19 protein-coding genes are annotated in these 20,870 nt (G+C 27.4%); 16 read left to right on the plus strand and 3 right to left on the minus strand.

What is annotated here, in order from left to right; genetic code table 11:
• Positions 1 to 460 precede the first annotated feature (460 nt).
• From L1S46_RS02195 to L1S46_RS02260, 14 genes are all read left to right on the plus strand, one after another.
• On the plus strand, positions 461 to 1,762 hold the full coding sequence (locus L1S46_RS02195; RefSeq protein WP_238899066.1) for an ATP-binding protein: 1,302 nt from the start codon (positions 461 to 463) through the stop codon (positions 1,760 to 1,762).
• Positions 1,755 to 2,930 (plus strand): HDOD domain-containing protein, encoded by a 1,176-nt coding sequence (locus L1S46_RS02200; RefSeq protein WP_238899067.1) that lies wholly within the window; start codon positions 1,755 to 1,757, stop codon positions 2,928 to 2,930. The genes L1S46_RS02195 and L1S46_RS02200 overlap by 8 nt, the downstream gene beginning before the upstream one ends.
• 1 nt (position 2,931) lies before the next feature.
• Positions 2,932 to 3,957 carry a response regulator gene (locus tag L1S46_RS02205; RefSeq protein ID WP_238899068.1) on the plus strand — a complete coding sequence of 342 codons (1,026 nt, stop codon included), beginning with the start codon at positions 2,932 to 2,934 and terminating at the stop codon, positions 3,955 to 3,957.
• 12 nt (positions 3,958 to 3,969) lie between these two features.
• A complete protein-coding gene (locus L1S46_RS02210; protein WP_238899069.1) occupies positions 3,970 to 5,241 on the plus strand; it encodes a response regulator in 1,272 nt (423 codons plus the stop codon).
• 310 nt (positions 5,242 to 5,551) lie between these two features.
• Positions 5,552 to 7,789, plus strand: a complete 2,238-nt coding sequence (gene helD / locus L1S46_RS02215; RefSeq protein WP_238899071.1) for an RNA polymerase recycling motor HelD — start codon at positions 5,552 to 5,554, stop codon at positions 7,787 to 7,789.
• A gap of 374 nt (positions 7,790 to 8,163) precedes the next feature.
• Positions 8,164 to 9,195 (plus strand): helix-turn-helix transcriptional regulator, encoded by a 1,032-nt coding sequence (locus L1S46_RS02220; RefSeq protein WP_238899073.1) that lies wholly within the window; start codon positions 8,164 to 8,166, stop codon positions 9,193 to 9,195.
• Between the two features lie 177 nt (positions 9,196 to 9,372).
• A complete protein-coding gene (locus L1S46_RS02225) occupies positions 9,373 to 9,750 on the plus strand; it encodes a DUF1232 domain-containing protein (RefSeq protein ID WP_238899075.1) in 378 nt (125 codons plus the stop codon).
• 374 nt (positions 9,751 to 10,124) lie between these two features.
• Entirely contained in the window at positions 10,125 to 10,532 is a 408-nt protein-coding gene (locus L1S46_RS02230; RefSeq protein WP_238899077.1) for a MerR family transcriptional regulator, read from the plus strand.
• Positions 10,533 to 10,657: 125 nt separating this feature from the next.
• Complete coding sequence (locus L1S46_RS02235; RefSeq protein ID WP_238899078.1) at positions 10,658 to 11,461, plus strand: EFR1 family ferrodoxin; 804 nt, start codon at positions 10,658 to 10,660, stop codon at positions 11,459 to 11,461.
• 74 nt (positions 11,462 to 11,535) lie between these two features.
• Positions 11,536 to 12,156 carry a GyrI-like domain-containing protein gene (locus tag L1S46_RS02240; protein ID WP_238899081.1) on the plus strand — a complete coding sequence of 207 codons (621 nt, stop codon included), beginning with the start codon at positions 11,536 to 11,538 and terminating at the stop codon, positions 12,154 to 12,156.
• A gap of 62 nt (positions 12,157 to 12,218) precedes the next feature.
• Positions 12,219 to 12,677, plus strand: coding sequence for an AraC family transcriptional regulator (locus tag L1S46_RS02245; RefSeq protein WP_238899083.1), 459 nt, complete (start codon positions 12,219 to 12,221; stop codon positions 12,675 to 12,677).
• 93 nt (positions 12,678 to 12,770) lie between these two features.
• The gene (locus L1S46_RS02250; protein WP_275298949.1) at positions 12,771 to 13,274 is read left to right on the plus strand and encodes a class I SAM-dependent methyltransferase; all 504 of its coding nucleotides are present in this window, start codon (positions 12,771 to 12,773) and stop codon (positions 13,272 to 13,274) included.
• A 435-nt stretch (positions 13,275 to 13,709) separates the two neighbouring features.
• On the plus strand, positions 13,710 to 14,165 hold the full coding sequence (locus tag L1S46_RS02255; protein ID WP_238899085.1) for a GyrI-like domain-containing protein: 456 nt from the start codon (positions 13,710 to 13,712) through the stop codon (positions 14,163 to 14,165).
• A 394-nt stretch (positions 14,166 to 14,559) separates the two neighbouring features.
• Positions 14,560 to 15,528, plus strand: coding sequence for an alpha/beta hydrolase (locus tag L1S46_RS02260; protein ID WP_238899087.1), 969 nt, complete (start codon positions 14,560 to 14,562; stop codon positions 15,526 to 15,528).
• A gap of 366 nt (positions 15,529 to 15,894) precedes the next feature.
• On the opposite strand, the gene L1S46_RS02265 is transcribed toward L1S46_RS02260, so the two are convergent.
• A complete protein-coding gene (locus tag L1S46_RS02265; RefSeq protein WP_238899089.1) occupies positions 15,895 to 16,233 on the minus strand; it encodes a hypothetical protein in 339 nt (112 codons plus the stop codon).
• Between the two features lie 246 nt (positions 16,234 to 16,479).
• On the opposite strand from L1S46_RS02265, the gene L1S46_RS02270 reads away from it, so the two are divergent.
• The gene (locus tag L1S46_RS02270) at positions 16,480 to 16,767 is read left to right on the plus strand and encodes an antibiotic biosynthesis monooxygenase (protein ID WP_238899091.1); all 288 of its coding nucleotides are present in this window, start codon (positions 16,480 to 16,482) and stop codon (positions 16,765 to 16,767) included.
• A 567-nt stretch (positions 16,768 to 17,334) separates the two neighbouring features.
• Positions 17,335 to 18,780, plus strand: coding sequence for a triacylglycerol lipase (locus L1S46_RS02275; protein ID WP_238899093.1), 1,446 nt, complete (start codon positions 17,335 to 17,337; stop codon positions 18,778 to 18,780).
• A gap of 206 nt (positions 18,781 to 18,986) precedes the next feature.
• On the opposite strand, the gene L1S46_RS02280 is transcribed toward L1S46_RS02275, so the two are convergent.
• A complete protein-coding gene (locus tag L1S46_RS02280) occupies positions 18,987 to 19,193 on the minus strand; it encodes a hypothetical protein (RefSeq protein ID WP_238899095.1) in 207 nt (68 codons plus the stop codon).
• Positions 19,194 to 19,520: 327 nt separating this feature from the next.
• Positions 19,521 to 20,681 (minus strand): flagellin lysine-N-methylase, encoded by a 1,161-nt coding sequence (fliB, locus tag L1S46_RS02285; protein WP_238899099.1) that lies wholly within the window; start codon positions 20,679 to 20,681, stop codon positions 19,521 to 19,523.
• Between the last annotated feature and the right edge of the window lie 189 nt (positions 20,682 to 20,870).

Genomic DNA, 20,870 nt, shown 5'->3' on the forward strand with positions numbered 1-20,870 from the left:
CTGATTAAGTGATTCTCACACAATCAAAAATTTTGGCTCTATGCTTGGGATATTTCAAATATAACATATTTCTGCGTACCTCTAAATCATTAAGATAAGTGTCAAGTTAAACAACTGTACACTAATAAATTTAAGTAATCCAATTTCAAATGATTGTTTATTGTGATTTGAAAAATGTATATGACCTCAGATTAGGGGTACAAAAAAAATGTAATGAAAAATTAGTTAAGCTGAGGCTTTCTTGTATTTAGAAAGTCTTAGCTTTATTTATTTTGTATAAGTTTTTAGGTTTAGTTTACTTCTAATTAACAATAAATAGAAAAAATAAATGGAATTTTAAAGATAGAATATAATTTGTCGTGTAATAAGTTATAAATAAATGTAAAGTTGAAGGATTTTGGTATTTGATGTAGAAATTATAATAATATAAAAGAATATTTAAAAATGGGGTTGAGTTTTTATGGAAATGAAATATTTATTTGAGACTATAATCAAAAATATCAAGCAGTCCTTACTAATCACCGATTCTAATGGAAAGTTAGAATTCTTTAATGCATCAACAGAAAAAATGTGGAATTATTCTGAGGAAGAGCTTAAAAATATGAATATTAATGATTTATTTTATTTTGAAAGTAGTTATGCAGAAGATAGTAAGATAAGTCAAATAAGCGATCTATTTCTATTTGAAAACTGGAATGGTGAAATTTATGCTAAAAATAAAGAAAATTCTGTATTTTGTCTAAAGATATCTATATGTCAAATTTTTGAGGAAAATTCAAATGTTAAGAAATATCTTGTTATTTCAGAAAATATTGAAGAAAAGGTAAACCTCCTAAGTCAATTGAAACTTAAAGATGAAGAATTGCAAAAGAGTATTAAGAACTTAGAAAATGCTCAATTTATGATGATTGAAGAAGATAAATTGGCAAACTTAGGTCATCTATCTGCTGGAATAGCTCATGAAATTAATAATCCATTAGGTTTTATTATAAGTAATTTTGGAACTTTAAAAAAATATGTTGAAAAGCTTAATGAGATAATATTGCTATATAAAAGTTTACTGGCTAATTCGGAAGAAGGAATGTGCTTGGTTAAGGATGAAGTGGCAAATGTTGAGAGTTTAGAAAGAAAATATAATTTAGATTTTATAATGGATGACATTGACGAATTATTAAAGGACACTGAAGGTGGAATTGAAAGAGTTCAAAAGATAATAGCTGCAATGAGAAATTTTGCTCATTCATCTGTAGAAAAGAATTTTGAACAATATGATTTAAACTATGGAATAACAAATACTTTGGTTATAGCTAAAAATGAAATTAAATATAACTCTAATATTGAAATTGAGCTAGATGAAATACCTCAAGTTGAGGCGATCCCTAGCGAAATAAACCAAGTTATATTAAATCTTATTATTAATTCTTCCCATGCTATAAAGGAAAAACAAGAGAAGGCGGATATAGACTACTTTGGATTATTAAAAATTTATACTTTCAGTGATGATTTATTTGTAAGTTGTGTTATAGAAGATAATGGTACAGGCATACCTAAGGAAAATTTAGATAAAATATTTGAACCATTTTTTACAACAAAGCCTATAGGTAAGGGGACTGGACTTGGTTTAAGTATTGCTTATGATATTATAAAAAATACTCATAAGGGAGAGTTGATTGTTGACAGTGTTTTAGGAGAAGGTACAAAGATTACTATAAAACTTCCTATTAGACATGAAGAACAGGGAGAGGTGACCCAAAATGAGTAAGTCTATTTTATTTGTAGATGATGAAAAAGCTATTTTGAATTCAATCAGAAGAGAATTTTTTGACAGTCCTTATGACGTATATATAGCAAATGGTGGAAGAGAAGCTTTAGATATTCTTGAAAAAAACCATATTGATCTTATAGTAAGTGATATGAGAATGCCTGAAATGGATGGGTATGAATTATTAAAAAGAGTTAAATTATTATACCCAGAGGTAACAAGATTAATATTAAGTGGCTTTACAGATGAAAAAACTGTTTTTAAATCTATCTATAATAATTTAGCAAAGCTATTTATAACTAAGCCTTGGAAAAAGGATGACTTTAGAAGGGCTATTGATGAGGTTTTTAAGACTGAGGAATTATTACATAATAATATATCCTTAAACCATATAAAGGAAATGGGCAAGCTTCCGACAATTCCTTCTGTACTGCAAGAAATAAGCGACGTTGTTGAACATGATGATCACAATATAGATAGGATAGTAAGATTAATTGAAGCAGATATAACTTTAAGTTCTGAAGTCCTAAGAATTATAAATTCAGCTTTTTATGGGATTAAGACAGCTTCAATAAAGACAGCAGTATTAAGCCTTGGACTGGTAAATTTAAAGGCAATTATGGCAACTGCGGAAGTTTTTAAATCAGGAAATGATTTTTATAATAAAAATGAAATATGGGAGCACTCTAACTTAACTAATAAGATACTAATAGAACTATATAATAAAGCTTTAGGTAAAAAGATTCCTGATTATTACGGTACGGCAGGTCTACTTCATGATATAGGAAAAGTAGCTTTCTTTAAGATATATGATAGGGAGTATGATGACATTTATAAATTAGCAGCTGACAAATCTTTAGGTGAGATAAGTACTTTAGAGAAAGAAAAATTCAAAATAGACCATGAAGAATTAGGTGGATATCTATTACAATGGTGGGATATACCTTATGCAATAGTAGAAAGTGCGTTATATCATCATAATCCTATGTCAAGCAGTGATGCAAATAGAGAGCTCGTATCAATGATCTACATTGCAGATTATTATTCTTGGCAGATTATAAATCCAAATTATAAACCAAAGCTTTATTTAGAGGTTTTCGACAATTACGGAATATCTGAAGAAAGATGTGAACAGATAGTAAAAAACTTAGTGGAAAGGAAGAATTAGTATGGATAGATTTAATGTACTTTTTGTGGATGATGAAACTAATATATTAAATTCAATAAATAGAATAACTATTCAAGAAGATTTTAAGTCGCTTTTTGCAGGTAGTGGAGAAAAAGCCTTAGAACAGTTTCAGGAAAATGAGATTGCTGTAATAGTTACAGATATGAGAATGCCTAAGATGAATGGCTTAGAGCTTTTAGAAAAAGTAAAAGAAATATCTCCGAACACAGTTAGAATAGTACTTTCAGGATATGCTCAAATATCACAGGTAATAGTTACAGTAAATAAAGTAGGTGTTTTTAAATATATTACAAAGCCATGGAATAATGAAGAGGAATTTCTTCCAGCTATTCATGAAGCTTTAAAATATTATAAATTAGTAAAAGAAAATGAGATATTTAACGTTCAAATAGAAGAAAAAAATAAGTTATATAAGAAGATCCTGGATAGCAACAATAATTTAGTGAAAAATAGCCAGAAGGATATTAATTATATTAAAGTGGTTTCAAAAATAATATTTGATTTAAAAAATAGTATGTATGATGGCTCAAATAATGAATGCTCTAGGCAAAAGTACATTAGTGAATTAATAGATAAAGTATATTTTCAATATTTAGAGACTGTTCCAAGTATTTCTGAAACTTTTAATTTAACTTCACTACAGCCTAGATTTGATGAGTTAAAAAGCAGAAATTTACCTATAATTTATGATAATAATAATACAGCTAAAATTAATTATTTAGGCAACAAGCGAGTGTTTGAGTTAATATTTAATAATGTTTTAGAGGTTATTACTTGGGATTCAAAAGAAGAAGAACTATTATTAAATTTTATGCATAACACAACTTTAAATATTAATTTTTTCATTAGAAACAAAAATAATTTTTTAAAGACTATTACTAAGCCAGAAGCTAAGCTTATATTAAATTTCCTAGATGGTTTAAGCAAAATATTTGGAGGCAAGATTACTATAGTTCCTGACAAGTTCTTAATAAATATTAATACAGGTCTAAAAATTGCAGATTAGGGGTTGGGAATTATGAATATTTTAATTGTTGATGATACAAAATTTAACATAATGACGGCAAGAGAGGTAATTAAAATTAGTGAAATTAAATGCAATATTATAACAGCAGCATCAGGAGAAGAAGCTATTGAAATTGTAAATACTCAGAATATAGATATTATACTATTAGACATAGTTATGCCTAGATTATCTGGAATAGAAACTTTAGAGATTATAAGAAGAAACAATAAGAATGTGATTATTTTAATGTTTACATCGCTAACAGATAAAAAATACTTGGAAAAAAGTTTTGAATTTGGAGCTAATGACTACATTAATAAACCAATTGAGCCTATAGAATTCACATCGAGATTAAAATCAGCAATAAAGATGAGGGAATATCAAAATGCTTTGATGGAATCTTATAATAATTTAAAAAATGCTAATGCTCAACTTAAGGAGTCAAATGCAAAGCTTAAAACAACACAAATTGAATTAGTAAATAGAGAAAAATTATCTACTATAGGAAGGTTTTCAGCGGGAATAGCTCATGAGATTAATACACCTTTAGGGTATGTTAACTCTAATATATATACAATTCAAAGTTATGCTAAAACTCTAAAAGAATATTTAGATAGATATTTAACTTTCATTAAGGAAAATGAGGAGTATTTTTCTGATAAAAAAGAACTTGAAGAGCTACTGAATTCAAGAGGTAAATTAGAATTTATCCTATCAGACTTTGAACCAGTTATAACGGAGACAAATGAAGGTCTTGAAAAAATAAGTAGTATAATAAAAAATATTATTAGATTTTCTAATGAAGATGCTTACGGTAATTTTGAAATGAATAAGTTCAGTGAATTAATAGAAGAATCTATGAAAATTTTGAAAATGGAACTTAAAGAATACAAACTTGATGATTTATTTGACTTAGAGCTAGACTTAATTGATGATGATTATATTAAGTGTAATAGGTTTCAAATTGAACAAGTTATCTTTAATATAATAAAAAATTCAATTTATTATATCGGCATCAAAGATAAAAAAGGTAGCATAAAAATCAAGACTTATAAGGAAGCGGAATATTTTTGTTTGGAAATACGAGATGATGGTACTGGGATTGAAGAAGAAAATATAAATAAAATATTTGATCCTTTCTTCACGACAAAAGAACCTGGCGAAGGAACTGGCTTAGGTTTGAGCATTTGTTATGATATTGTTGTAGTTAAACATAAGGGACATTTGTCAGCGCAAAGTGTATATGGGGAAGGTTCAGCTATTATTATGAAATTGCCACTTTAATGGAGAAAATCAGAGTGCCGTGCAGACTATGTATTTCTGATACTTTCTAAGGTTATGCCTTCAAGAAGTAATCAGTCTGCAGAATTCACTCAAATATAAATTCATAAAGAAAAAAACAAAAGACATTTGTCTAATGACAAATGTCTTTATTATTGACACAACAAAATAAAAACGATACAATAAGTTAGATATCGCTTTTTATAATATTGTTTATAAATTTCTAATTATATTATACACTTTCGAAAAAGCAATGTCAATAGAGTTTGGAATTAGTTCTGTAAAATTATTTTATCATAAGGAGCGAAGTATTATGAAAAATAACGACTTTGAATGGAAACTTGAACATGAATGGCTGCAGGAGGTACTTAAAGAAGCTCAAAAACAACTTGATGAAAAACGTAGCTTTAGAGAAAAATTTAAAAGTGATGCGATTGAAGTACAAAGGGAGTTATGGGAGAATGTAGGATCAGTTTCTGTAAATAATGGATTAGAACAGATTGTAGACTTTATGCAGTCTATTAATACTATGAAAATACAGAAGAGAACTCATGAATTCACAAGAAAGCTTGAGCAAAAATACGAAAGAGTACTTTTATCTCCATATTTTGCAAGAATGGATTTTATTGAAAAAGGGGAGGAAAGGGCCGAAAAGTGTTATATAGGAATATCTAATCTTATTAATGAAAACTTTGATTTTCTAATATATGACTGGAGAGCGCCAATTTCAAGTATGTTTTATGATTACGAAATTGGACAAGCAGAGTTTAAATGTCCTGAGGGTATAGTAGAGGGTGAACTTACACTTAAAAGACAGTATAAAATTAATAATGGTGAAATTGAATATATGTTTGAGAGCAATCTTAAGATAGATGATGAAGTGTTACAGGATATCTTGAGTAAAAGTACCGACACAAAGATGAAGGGAATTGTAACAACCATACAAAGAGAGCAGAATAAAGTGATTCGTAATGAAGAATATAAAAATCTGATTGTTCAAGGGCCAGCTGGAAGTGGTAAGACTTCTGTCGCTCTTCATAGAATTGCTTATCTTTTATATAAGCATAGGGATAAAATAACTCCTAAAAATATAGTGATATTTTCGCCAAATGATATTTTTAATGAGTACATTTCTGATGTATTACCTGAACTTGGAGAAGATAATATGTGTCAGACTACATTTAAGGAATATATGCACAAAGCCCTAGGTGGTGCACTTAGTAAAGAAAACTATAGTGAAATGATGGAATACATTTTAGCATCAAAGAAGGAAGCTGACTATCAAATCAGAATCAATAATATAAAGTTTAAATCATCAATGGAGTTTATAGATATATTAAAGCGTTATGTAACCTTTATGGAAAAGGAAGATACAAACTTTAAGAATATTAAATTTAGAGGAAATTTAATAATTTCATCTCAGGATTTAGAAGAATTATTTTACAAAGATTATGTAAAACTTCCACGAAAAAGAAGACTTCAAAAGATAAGAGAGCGTATTTTATTTCTTTTAAAGCCATATGAAGAACAGCGTATAGAAGAAGTTGCTAATGAACTTAAGGACTCAGGTTCTTATTTAGATAAAGCTGAAATTGTAGAACATAGTACAGCTATGGTAAAGAATGAACTGAAAGAGATTTATCATAAGATAAATGGAATGACAAAATTTGACTTATTGGGTATTTATAAAAAGTTATTTGAGAATCTTGAGTTTTTCTTGAAGGATTCAAATATTGAGTTCAACAAGAAGAAAATTAGTGAAATAAAGAGCTATACCTTAGAAAAAATAAAAGCCCGCAGGCTTAATTATGAGGATCAGATAGCCCTTCTGTATCTAAAAGGTGCTATGGGAGATCTTCCTAAAACCTCAGAAATCAAATACGTTATTATTGACGAGGCACAGGACTATTCACCACTTCAATATGAAATTTTTTATCAGATTTTTAACCATGCAAACATGACTATACTTGGGGATTTAAATCAATCTATAAACCCATTTATGAATGTTGGAGACTATACGAATATATCGCATATATTTGCTGAAAATAATACATGCATAATAAATTTAACAAAAAGTTACAGATCAACAATGGAAATTACTAAATTTTCAAGAAGACTCCTTGATAAGGGGCTTGAGGCTCAATGCGTGGAAAGAAGTGGAGAAGAGCCTTTACTTCTTGGTTTTTTAAATGAAGAAGCTATAAAAGAAAAACTTCTTGAAGATATAAAAATATATAATGAGAAAAATTATAAATCCATTGGAATCATAACAAAAACTGCTAAGGAAGCAAATGAGGTATATAATTTTTTAAAAGATAAAACTAATGTTAGAGCAATAATGAAGGATGACGATGAGTATGTGAGTGGCGTATTGATAATACCTGCTTATCTTGCTAAAGGATTAGAATTTGATGTAGTGATTATATATGATGCAGGAGATGAAAATTATAGTTGTGAAGAGGAAAGACTTTTGCTTTATACCGCTTGTACCAGAGCACTTCATGTTTTGCACGTATACTATTCAGGAAATATAACGCCATTACTTAAGTAGAATTATTATTGAGTGTTTAATAACTTTGTGTAAGAAGTTTAATAAAAGGCAAAAGAAGATTATGACCAAAATTATATTAAAATCAGTATGAAGCACAGATGAATTAAAAAATAAGATTGACGTCTCATGCTGATATTTTAAATGGTGATATTATATAAAAAATTAACTATTGGTTAATTTTTATGAATAAAAGATGAAAAGTCTTCAATTGCCCAAATTATGTAGCTTTGATATCATTTAATTATAAGGTTCTGAGATGATAGTGAAATTTATGTAGATATCGGCCGAAATTGAGATATTTCAAATTTTTAATGAGGAACCTAATATTATTTTAGTTAATCAATAAGAACATACTAAATAGAGGAGCTAATTTTATGATGATAAGTGAAGTTATTAGGCATTATAGAAAAATGGGAAATCTTACTCAAGAGCAGGTTGCTGATTATTTAAATGTAAGCACCCCAGCAGTAAATAAGTGGGAAAATGGAGTTTCATATCCAGATATAACATTGCTCCCGCCTCTTGCTCGTATCCTAAAAATAGATGTTAACACTTTATTGGCATTTAATGAAGAATTAACAGATACGGAAGTAAAAAAACTTACAAAAGAGGTAGGTGAAACTGCATCAAAAGATGGAATTAAAAAAGCTTTTGAGAAAGGCAATGATTTAATTAAACAATATCCAGGTTGTGATGAGTTAATATTAATGATATCAGAAGTGCTAAGAATATATTTGTTAGGACCTCAAATTGAGGAAAAAGAAAAATATGAAAGAAAAATTATTGCTTGGCTTGAAATTGTAGCAGCTGGTAATAAGGAAAAGACAGCTTCTATGGCAAAATTAGATTTAGCAGCAATTTATAGGGAGAAAAAAGAATATGAAAAGGCGCAGGAAATATTAGATAAAATTCCAGAAGTAGACGTTGATAAAAAAATTCAACAAGCAATATTATTTGAAAGTATGGGTAAAATAGATGAGGCTTATGGTGTTTGTGAAGATAAATTAAGGAAAAATGGTCATGAAACATTTTCTGTTTTATCTCTTATAATAATGATGCTATATAAAGAAAAGAAATTTAGAGATGCAGAAGAATACATAGAGCGTGCAAAAAAAATTGCTGAAGTATTTGATTTAGGGGCGTACCATAAATATCAATTAGATTTATCTTTAGCAATAGAAAAAAAAGATAAAGAAAAGACCATAGAAATGGTTATAAATATGGTAAATGAAGCAAGTACAATGGATGACTCTATTAAATCAAAATTATATAAGCATATGAAATTTGATGTGACTAATAATTGGACTAAAGATAAATATAAAGATTTAGTAAAGAGGGGATTAAAAAAGAGAAAGAATATTGATTTTGTTAAAGATGATCCAAGAGTAAAGTCTCTGTTGGAATAAACAATATTAAGTCTATTTTATTTTAAAATTAGAAATAAAATGGACTTAATATTTATCTAAGTGATTTTTAATTTTGCATAAATTTAAGGATATTGCAGCATACATAATATAAAGTAAAAAAGAATTGTATTACTATAAGTTTGTAGTAAAAATAATCTTATTAAAGGAGATTTAAATTTGTGGCTAAAAGACAGAGCAAAAAAATTAAGATCAGATATACCTGCAATATACATAGCATTAAAAAAGAAGGAAGCTCCAGTAATTGCAAAAGTTTTTGCGATGATTACAATTATATATGCGTTATCACCAATTGATCTTATACCTGATTTTATACCAGTTATAGGTTTGCTGGATGACATAATTTTACTTCCAATACTTATTACAATAACAATAAAATTTATACCAGAAGAAATAATTAGCCAATGTAGAATTGAAGCAGAAAACTTATGGATTAACGGAAAACCTAAAAGGTGGTATTTTGCCATACCAATTTTATTAGTATGGATAGCGTTAATATTTCTAACATTAAAACTTTTTTTAATGAAACCTTATTAAAAATAAATAAATGTTCAATGTTTTAAATAAAACTTTTTACAATTTAAAATGGAAATCATCCAGCTATGTTTAGTAATAGAAAAGAGTTTAGAAATTTAGTACTTAAATTTTTGATGTAAATTACAAGAATGTTACGTAATTAAAACCAATATTCCTCTATTATCATGTTAGGTTAATTAAACCACAATATGCATAAATTAAGAAATTAAGATGCCATAATATTCATAATGAGTTTTGTGGTATTTTTTTGTAATGCAAATAATGTTCTTTGTAATACATGTTATAATTGGTTCATAGTGGTAATTAAGGTTAGATTATTAAACAATATCAATTTCTAATATAATATAAAATTCTGTATTTGAGGAAGATGAATTATGAAAAAAGGCGAGTACAATATTGGAAAATTAGTTAAGGAATTAAATATCAATAAAGAGACTATAAGATATTATGAAAAAATTGGATTGCTCTCTGAAACTAAACGTGATAAAAACGGGTATAGGTTATATTCGGAGGAAGATATAGAAAAGATTAAATTTATACTTATTATTAAAAAATTTGGTTTCTCATTAAGGGAAATAAGTACATTAATGCATAATGAAGTTTTATGCGGTGATATTACAAGAATTAGGGAACTTGTTGGAAATAAGATAAATGAGATTAATAGTAAAATGAATGAGCTTATAGAAACAAAATATCTGCTTGAAAAGGTAAAGAAAAATATATTAGATAAGAATTTAGGATGCTGTGGTGATATGGAAGTTTATTTAAAAATTAAATCTTGACTGTGTAGTATAGTACATGCCTTAAAATATCATTAAAAACTAGTATATCTATTTAAATATGATAATTTTCATAATAAGAGTTATTAGGAAATTACTTGATTATGTAAATGAAATAGGAGGTTTTTATGATAATAGAAGAGGACACAATATTATATTTTTCAGGAACAGGTAACAGCTTGCAAGTAGCCAATGATATAGCACGTGAATTAGGCAATTTTAATTTGTGCAAAATAACTTCACTTGTAGCAAAAGAAAAAATAAAGATTGAAGGAAAAACACTTGGAATAGTTTTTCCTGTAATATACAATCGTTTGCCATTGGTTGTAGAGAGAATTATGAAAAATCTAGAAATTAATAAAGATACGTATGTTTTTGCGGTAGCAACTCATGGTGGAACACCAGCTGAAGTGTTAAATAAACTAAAAAAGTTATTGCAAAATAATAATATAATGCTTAATTCTGGTTTTTTAATCCATATGCCATTAAATAATATTTTTGCTTTTGGATCAATTTCTATTGAAAAACAAAACAAAATTTTTCAAAAAGAAAGATATAAAGTAAAACATATAGCACATATAGTTGCAAAACACGAAAATTACAAAAGTGAAGTTAGCCCATTAATATTTGATACATTAATTGATAAGATTTTTATCAAAACTACCGACAAGATAGTGAAAAACCTACATCTAAGAGATAAAGATTTTTGGGTTGATGATAATTGCAATGGCTGCAGATTATGTGAAAAAATTTGCCCTGTCAATAACATACAGTTTAATATTAATAAGCCAATATGGAAACATAATTGCGAGCAGTGTGCAGCTTGTATACAATACTGTCCAAAAGAAGCAATTCAATGGAGAACGAAAACTAAGAAAAGAAGAAGATATAGAAATCCTAATATAAGTATTAATGAACTTATAGGGTATTAGTATTAAAAATTATTTATAATATGCCAGACTGTTGTCATATTTAACAATTTATAATGATTATGGAGGTGTTGATTTTGAAATATGAATGGAGAAAAGAGGAAAAAGATATCTATCTGCCAAAAGAAAAACCAACTTTAGTTAAAGTCCCTAAAGCAAAATATTTCTGTATCAAGGGAGAGGGGAATCCGAATAATGGGGATTTTTCTAATAGAATTACTGTATTATACTCTCTTGCTTATGCAGTAAGAATGATGCCTAAAAGTGGTTTTATACCTGATGGATATTTTGAATATACTGTTTATCCGTTAGAAGGATTATGGGATATGACTGAAGGTGGCAAGAGTAGTGATGTATTTAATAAAAATGAACTTATATATACGATAATGATAAAGCAACCAGACTTTGTAAGCGAGGAAGTGGCCAAGAAAGCCTTTGAAATTGCTAACAAGAAGAAGCCAGATAAATTATTACAAGAAGCTTATTTTGATGAAATAGAAGATGGATTATCAGTTCAAATGCTACACATAGGTTCTTATGACAATGAGCCAGAAACTTTTAGTAAGATGAAAGACTATATTAACGAAAATAAATTAAAAATTAAAAGCTTAGTTCATAGAGAAATATATTTATCAGACGCTAGAAAAGTTGAAAGAGATAAATTAAAAACAGTATTAAGATATACGGTAACTAAATAATAAACTTATATTTATACAAGAGTTTAAATTAATAATCATTTATACAATAAAGGAGAAATACTATGGCATATAAATTAAAAGAAATAACAATAAGAACAAATAATTCTGATGAGGGAATAAAAATGATTGATGAACTATGGGGTGATATTGTAAGTGGTAAATTACCTCTTCTTTTTGATAGTGGACATATACTTCAAAAAGATGATTCTCCAATTTCAAAATATAGCAACTATTCTAGCGATGAAAGAGGGGATTATGACCTTACAATAATGAATGTAACACCTGATTTTTTTGAGAAAATGGAAATGAAAGTGAGTACAGGCTTATATAAGAAATACGATGAAAAAGATGAAGATGGAAAAATAGATGTGTGTGCAAAAAAAGCATGGGAAAAGGTATGGAGTGAGCAAAAATTAGGAGCTATAAAGAGAGCATTTTCGGAGGATTATGAAATCACTGTTCCTAGTGAATACGCAAAAGATGGAAAAGCACATTGCTATTTATATATTTCTGTTCAGTAAAATAGAAAACAGGATTGTAGAGATGATACCAAATTGATGAAGTTTGATTTAAAACTGAGCATCACAAATAATAACTTGACTAGGAGGTTGCAAATGGATAGTGTAGATATTCCGGTATGGGAGTTATTGCAAAAGCAAATAACATGGAGCCAATTAAATTTTATACATAACAAAAGAGTATTAGATTTTGGAAGCGGTAGGGGAATAACAGCTTCATATTTTGCATGTGATAATGAAGTTGTTGCAATTGAGCCTGATAACAAAATGATTTCAGAAAGAATTGCTGAAAATTACTATACTCAAATATGTGGAAATATAAATAATCTTAAGGAATTTGATGATGAATCATTTGATGTCATATTATGCCATAATGTTTTCGAATACGCCTTGGAAAGAGAAGAGGTTACTAAAGAGTTTGCAAGAATTCTAAAAAAAGGTGGAGTGCTTTCTATATTGAAACATAATAAGGCAGGAAGAATTATGCAGATGATTGTTTTATTAAATAATTTTGATCATGCTAATGAATTATTAGATGGGAAGAACGGAAGGCAGAAAAGTTTGGAGATATTCATTATTATGATGATAAGGATATTTTAAAATGGTCAAATGATTTAGAAATAGAAAAAATGTTAGGAATGCGAACCTTTTGGGATTTACAACAAAATCAAGACATACAAAAAGATGAAAAGTGGCAAAAGTAAATGATTGATATAGAGCAGAGGGTTTGTGATATTGAGGAATTTAAGGCAGTTTCCTTCTTTCATCACCTTAAACTTCGAAAAAAATAGCATACTTTAAAGAGAATATCTTATTATCAAATTTATAATTTAAAGCTAATCACAATAAATAAAGATATTCTAATAAATAAATGAACTTAAACACAGTTCTGATTTATTGCATATATAGTGTCTAAAGTAATGTATATTTAAAACTATTTAATTAGTAATTTTAAAAAATAAGTTGAAATACATTTTAAAGCGCTATATTATGAATTCAGGCACCGGTGTACTTTATTGAAAAAGAAGGTAAAACATGGATACTAATATTGAAATGATACCAGAATATAAGATTGCTTATATAAGGAAAGTGGGTCCTTATGGTTTAGAAAATGTGCAAGTAATGGAACAATTGAAAAGCTGGGCTACAGAAAATGGCTTATTTAATGAAAGGTCAATAATATTAGGAATAACTCAAGATAATCCTGAGATTACAGAACCTGCAGATTGCCGCTATGATGCATGTATAGTTGTTTCTGATGAATTTGATTTTGAAAGTAAGAATATTAACATTGGAAAAACTATGGGTGGAAAATATTGTGTGTTTAAAATAAATCATACAGTAGATGCTATACAAAAAGCATGGATTGAAATATTTTCGGAGTTATCAAAGAGAAATTATAAAATTGATGATAAAAGAAAGATTATTGAACGATATACCATGCAAATGATAAGTAACCATTATTGTGAAATTTGTGTACCTATATTATAAAAAATATTAAAACAAATTCTAGTTTACCTGAGCAAACAATATGAAAGTGGCATGCTATGATTGATTTTGGATTTTAATATAATGATAAGCGTTTAAGAATTAAAATTAAATATCTGCATATTAGGAAGAAGTATCTAAAAAGACAAAGATACTTCTTCTTTGTGTAGATAAATTAATATTTTACATATATATTGGAAAAATAGAGAAATCATCATAAGCATGATAAAATATGACGGATTAATTAAGAATTTATTAATTCTTATGGATAAAAGCTTTTTGTACTTAATGCTATGCTATACTTTAGGGAGCATTTGTAAACATTGGAGTATAGTGGTGATTTATTATAGCTATTTATGAATGAAAAAATTATGATATTTTTAGGGAGTGTCTATAAATGTACTTTAATAAATGGAAAAATAAACAAAAATACAAAACTAAAAGAATAACCATAAAATACATGTTTTTAAGTTCTATTTTATTAATTTTAGCTGTAGGATTTACTTATGAGAAAACAGGTGAATATAGAGATTCAAAAAAATTTCCTGTAGTTGGAGAAATGGTTGAAGTAAATAATCATAAGATTAATATTTTTAGCGAAGGTAAAGGAAATTCAACTGTTATTTTTTGTTCAGGTCACACGGAACCTAATTCTTATGCAGATTTTTATCCTCTCTATAACGAAATTTCAAAGTATGCTAAAGTAGTAACTTACGATAGACCTGGTCATGGATGGAGTGAAGTTACAGATGAACAAAGAGATATAGATACTATAGTGAAAGAAATGCATGATGCCCTTGAAGAATCAGGACAAAAAGCTCCTTATATATTAGTTGGACATTCATATGCATCGTTACAAGTAATAAGATTTGCACAGATGTACAAAAATGAAGTTTCAGGAATAGTTCTAATAGATGGTGGTAATCCAGAGTACTATGCGGAAAATGGACTAGAAATTTCTAAGAGCACAGCTTATACTTACAAGTTTTTAAAGTCTATAGGAGTAGCAAGGCTAGTAGTTAATTACACAAATAATTATTCTAAGAATCTTAATTTACTCCCTGATAATTTACAACAAACATATTTATCAATGATTTTGAAGACTATGTATAATAAAAATATTATTGATGAAGGTAACTTGGCAGAAAGTAATGCAAAAACTGTATTAAAAAATGGAACTTTAGGTGATTTGCCTATGAAAATTTTAACAGCTCCAGATGATGATATATGGAATAATAGTCAAGCTGAATTAAAAGATTGGTCAACAGATAGCGAGCAGATAATTGTTAATGGCGCAGGACATGCCATATACCATACACATCCTGATGTAATAAATAATGAGATATTAAAACTTTTAGAAAACTGAACATAAAGTAATAAACAAATGCCGTATTATTAATTTACGGCATTTGTTATATGAAATACTAATAAAGGTACATTCTTTTAAAGAAAGCTTATTAAAAATAATTAAATTTTTAAAGTTTTCTTTAAACATCATTTAAATGAATATTATTTTAAATAAACCTTTTTTTAATTTAAAAAGTAAAAAAGTTACGAAGGTTAAAACAAAAAAGGTTAACAATTTAACTTAAGGTGAATCTATATAATAAAAAAAGCCCCTCTACTGGGGCAAGATAAGTACTTTAACTTAATAGAAAATAGACTTATCATAGTATTTAATAGATTTGAAGATATTTTTACAATAAATTATCGTAAAAAACCCAAAATATTATTATGGAGTTATGTTTGTTGGAGTAAAAACTAATTGACCATTACCTAATACAACAAAATTAAAATCCTCTTTCATTGGCCTTAAAACATAATGTATTGAGTTACCTTCTAATCGTATAGATTGCTGTATTACTTTGCTGCCATCGAATATAATTAAGAAAACTTCAGTGGGGGAAACATTCTGAGCAGTATACGCAACATTTGGGAGCAGATTCAAATCCTTCATTCTGTAAATACCTTGTGAGAATGTTTTTTGAGCTGGAGACGCAAAAGAAGGAATTGTATTTAGGTTAAGCGATAAGAAAAGAAAAATGGAGCAGATAAATATAATTTTTTTCATCGATTTGCACCTCTTCATAATTTTAGTAGCTAAATTTATTATGTGAAAGCGAAAAGAAAATATTCATATTAGGAGATCTAGATGTTATGGTAAAATAGATTAAAAAATGGCTGGTAAATAATCAGGTTATAAAGTTAAAAAATGCTATATAAGATGCATCTATCTGTGATGAATAATGAAATACTTATTTAATATGCTATAATTAATTTATTAAAAATTTATTTTGTATGTAAAGGGGGATTAATTATGATAGTAAAAAGTGTAACAATTTATGTAAAACAAGAGCACATAGATGAGTTTATTAAAGCAACTAAGGAAAATAAAAATAATTCATTGAAAGAAGAAGGAATTATATGCTTTGATTTTTTTCAATGCAAAGATGATTCAACTAGGTTTTTACTTTACGAAGGCTATAAATCAGAAGACGATGTGAACAAACATATGGAAACCGAACACTTTAAAAAATGGATAAATACAGTTGAACCGTGGTTTTCAGCTCCAAGAGATAAGGCTACATACATACCTGTTCCATAAATAGTATAAACATTCAAGATAAAATGATTACTTTATTTTACTTTAATAGAGAAAATAATTCTTATTAAGTCTAATTTCAGGCGTTCTGAAGTAGTAAGAATAAATTGAGTTAAGCTAAGATTTTCTTAAATTTAGAGAATCTTAGCTTTAAATATTTTATCTTAAACATCAACAGAATTAAAATCTATTTTAAGATAATCATAAATATTAAACTGACGCTTCTTATTAAAGTAATATCATTACAAAATGCTTTTGTAATCATTTGATAGATAAAATGTTAGGTTATTAGATATATAGGTAATAGATTATATAGCGTTATGCATAACTTGAATCAAACTAACAGATTTTATCAGATCATTTGAAAGCCTAGATACTTGAAGAAATTTTTGCCACATCAAAGTCCCCATACAATTTACTTTTTTAAAATCTTTACTTAATCAAAAGATGATATGTAAGATAGTAAATTTAGTTGCATATATATCTTTTTTGAGAACTATAGGGTTTTATCATATAATATGGTAAAATTGAAATGTTTAATAAGAATTATAATGAAAGAAAGGAGAAAATATGACCGAAATTATAGTGATTTTTGCATTAACGCTAATAACGCTTAGCACCATATTCTTGGATATCACTAAAAGATTAAATTTGTTACATAAAATTTTAGTGTATATATATTTTATATTTGCTCCACATATTGTTGCGTTAGGATATTTCTTAATACAACATACCAAATTTGGACAAGATAATGATATATGCAAGTGGATCATTTTAACAGAGATAATTATTTTTATTCTATATATTTTTATAAAAGTAAACATAATTCCAAATAATAAAAAGCAAATAGTAAACCTTAGATTAAGGATAATGTTAGGCGGAAGAAGTCTTGTTTTATATGGATTATATACAGCATTTGTTCAAATTATTATATATTTAATAGGAAATACAATAATGCAAAGATTAGAAATTCCAGAACACATATTAGTAATTGATAGTATTATTGTTGTGTTAAACATTATTATTTTAATTATCAATGGAATGCTAAGAATTTTATGTACTTCAAGAAGATTAAATATTGTAAAAAGACTTATCGTAGGATTTTGGAGTCTTATTCCAATTGTAAATATTGTTGTGATGTTATATGCTTGCCATATTGCAGCAATAGAGTATGATCATGAGTGTTATAAAGTAATTAATCATGAAGCGCGTGTTGATTCAGAAGTATGTAAAACAAAATATCCTCTTGTATTAGTTCATGGTGTAGGGTTTAGAGATTTAAAATATATTAATTACTGGGGGAGGATACCTAAAGAGTTAATTCGTAATGGAGCCACATTTTATTATGGAAATCAAGAAGCTTGGGGAACAGTTGAGTATAATGCAAAAGATATTAAAAATAAAATATTAGATATATTGAAAGAAACGGGATGTGAAAAGGTAAATATTATTGCGCACTCAAAAGGCGGTCTAGATTCACGTTATATGATTAGTAAATTAGAAATGGGAGGTTACGTTGCATCATTAACTATGATATCATCCCCACACAGAGGATGTAAGTTTGTTGATCTTGCTTGTAAAATTCCCGATAGAATCTATAAATCCATTGCAAGATTTTTTGATAAGCGTTATAGATTTCTAGGTGATAAGAATCCTGACTTTTATACTGCAAGCAGACAGTTTTCAACTTACCATAGTAAGAAATTCAATGAAGAGGTAAAAGATGTAGATGGGGTGTATTATCAAAGTTACACATCTGTAGTAAGAAATCTATTTAGTGATTATGTTGTTGCAATACCATACATTTTAGTAAAGTTAACAGAAGGTGAAAATGATGGTCTGGTATCTATTGAATCTGCTAAATGGGGACAATTTAAAGGTGTATTGAGAAATAAACGAAGGCGTGGAATCTCTCATGGGGATATTATAGATCTAAGAAGAGATGACTATAAAGACTTTGATGTAATAGAAAAATATGTTGAAATTGTATCAGATCTTAAAAATAAGGGCTTTTAGGTAGTATTATAAAATTTATATGAAGCATTATAGCTTATAAATAAAGGATTAAAAATACTAAGGGAAGTGTATTTAACTTCGCTTAATATTTTTAATCCTTTATATTTTAAACATTTTTATTTTATCGCCTAAAACCAATATTTATTACTTCTTAAACGTGTCATCTTACAAGTATATTCTGATTCAAACTTTAAAATTTTGTATTATTAAAAAAATCTAAAAGCAGCAAATACTAATAATATTATTATAACTGGAATAGACAAAATAGATGCCATTATACGCCTACCAATTTTACTTCCAAAATTAATAGTGTTTCCTATACCATTTCTCTTATCAACAGATTCAGATGGATTATCTGGATTATAGTAGAAAATTCCAAGTTTCCAATGCCTAGGGTCATCGTCTTTATTCACTAGAAATACATCTCCTTAGATTTATACACAAATAGTTAATTTTATATTTGTTTAATTATATACCTTTAATTGTAAATATTCAAATGTCTAATGTACCTACATATAAATTTCGTATATTGATTTTAAAAACAGGATGCAAAGCTAAAAATATACTAAATGCATAGTGTATTTAACCCAAAGACTCTGTATATATCATTCTTCAACTGAGAATACTGTATAAGGTTTTGAAATTTTGTCAAATAATCAATAATAGTCAAAAATGAGAGTATAGTACCAATACTAGACGTTACTGTGAAAGATAAGTATTCCGTATACTTAACATTATTTCTAATTCATTATTAAAATAAGTAATTGTTCTAAATCAAATATTCTGCTCGTATTAAATATTTCCCCAAGGTCATAAAGGGTTTTTTCTGAATTTTCTACTTCCTTAGAATACATATGCATTATATCTATTTGATCATTTATATCAAAGTTATAATTATTATCAATCCAGCGTACTACATTTAATTCTTTAATAATGAGATAACTCATGACAGCTAGTGTAACTTTAGAGTATAATTCTTCATCAAAAATAGCTTTCATAAAATATTGAAATATAAAATATACCATTAAATGTTCATATTCATAGGTTTTTGTTTCATAATATTCATTAAAAGCATCATATTGTTTTTTATAAAAAGCAACATCGTATATTTTATAAAAACAGTCAATAGCATGATCTAGTATTTGTGGCCAGTTATCATTAATGGGATTGAGGTTTTTATACACATTCATACATTTAAGCATATTTTCATACTTATCAGATTGCATTGCTTTATACTCATCAAATTTATTAAGGAGTTCTTTCTTATAGGATTCGCTAGAATATCTATTTATTATATTTTTAATTTTTGATAGCTCATTTGTATTTATTTCTTCTTGAATATCATGAGCAAAATTAATTACTAATGCAATCCTATGACTTAAATCTAGAGATCGATCTTTTAGAATATCTAAGACCATTTTCCTAGCCGATATTAGCTGCACGGAAATATCAAAATTTATATCATCATATTGACTTTCTATTTCATAATCATCTGAAACTTCAAAAGTAATTGGTTTAGAATCTTTAAGAATTAATCTTGCAGCCTCAGGACAGGATAAAGATATGCCCATTTCACGTGAATTACTATACTCCTCAATAAACCTTGGGTATGTTTTGCATGTATAACATAAGCTTTTTTCTCCAAGTTCAGTATAGATATCACACAGGTTATTTTTATTTAAAAATGGGCAGTTATTATTTTGTAATACAAAACCAGGCTCTCCATCTTCATATAATGTTAAATTTGATCTTAATCTTTCACCAAATTCACCACTTATCTTGTTATAATTCTTATATGTTTCATCATCAATTATAATTTCCCACCCAGCACAACAAGTATCAGCACATTTTGAAGCGATGCATTTAAAATCTTTATAATAATGGGGTACTATTGTTTTCATGTAGATTACCTCTTATGTTTATAAATTAAATTCCATTATAATATACCACTTAATTGAACACTTAGAAAAGTATTTTAATAAGTTCACGTTTAGAAATATATTATAAATGATTTGAATAAATTAAAAGACATGTACATTTTTATTTTGTAACTTCACAAAGTTTTGATTTGATGCCAAACTTACAATAAA

It is taken from the genome of Clostridium sp. YIM B02500, assembly GCF_022324665.1.
Taxonomy (GTDB): Bacteria; Bacillota; Clostridia; order Clostridiales; family Clostridiaceae; genus Clostridium; species Clostridium beijerinckii.